Consider the following 1,065-nt stretch of genomic DNA (forward strand, 5'->3'; position numbering starts at 1 on the left):
GAACGGAGAATGTGACGTTTCGTCTACGGGGCTATCACCCTCTCTGGCACAGCTTCCCAGCTGTTGCGACTACGTCGTATTTTGGTAACTCCATTGTTCAGTCCTACAACCCCAGCAAGCAAGCTCACTGGTTTGGGCTCTTCCCCTTTCGCTCGCCGCTACTCAGGGAATCGATTTTTCTTTCTCTTCCTGCAGCTACTGAGATGTTTCAGTTCACTGCGTCTCCCCTCTGCTAGCTATAGATTCACTAGTCAGATAACCAACGACTAAGTTGGTTGGGTTTCCCCATTCGGAAATCTCCGGATCAAAGTGTACTTACCACTCCCCGAAGCATATCGGTGTTTGTCCCGTCCTTCATCGGCTCCTAGTACCAAGGCATTCACCATGCGCCCTTCATAACTTAACCTTGATGATCACGAAGTGATCACCTTGATTAATTGAGTTAGCGATTATTTCGTTAATAAAACTCAAATAACGCGGTGTTCTCGGTTTATTGTTTTTATAAATAAAGAAATTAGATATTATTTAGTTTTCAAAGTACAAGCTCTGAGGGTAAACCCCTCAAAACTAAACAAAGTTTCAACCATGTGTAGGTTCCGTTTTATTCCTTAGAAAGGAGGTGATCCAGCCGCAGGTTCTCCTACGGCTACCTTGTTACGACTTCACCCCAGTCATCTGCCCTGCCTTAGGCAGCTCCCTCCAAAATGGTTAGGCCACTGACTTTGGGCATTGCAAACTTCCATGGTGTGACGGGCGGTGTGTACAAGGCCCGGGAACGTATTCACCGCGGCATGCTGATCCGCGATTACTAGCGATTCCGACTTCGTGCAGTCGAGTTGCAGACTGCAGTCCGAACTGAGACCGGCTTTAAGAGATTTGCACACCCTCGCGGGTTAGCTGCTCGTTGTACCGGCCATTGTAGCACGTGTGTAGCCCAGGTCATAAGGGGCATGATGATCTGACGTCGTCCCCACCTTCCTCCGGTTTATCACCGGCAGTCTCACTAGAGTGCCCAACTGAATGCTGGCAACTAGTAACAAGGGTTGCGCTCGTTGCGGGACTTAA

General features: G+C 48.8%; 2 rRNA genes. Both read right to left on the reverse strand.

The window, feature by feature from the left end:
* Positions 1-406: ribosomal RNA gene (locus QOS07_RS09220) — 23S ribosomal RNA — on the reverse strand; the annotation flags it as partial.
* A gap of 206 nt (positions 407-612) precedes the next feature.
* Positions 613-1,065, reverse strand: a 16S ribosomal RNA gene (locus QOS07_RS09225); the annotation flags it as partial.

The organism is Limosilactobacillus viscerum (genome assembly GCF_947387525.1).
Taxonomy (GTDB): Bacteria; Bacillota; Bacilli; order Lactobacillales; family Lactobacillaceae; genus Limosilactobacillus; species Limosilactobacillus viscerum.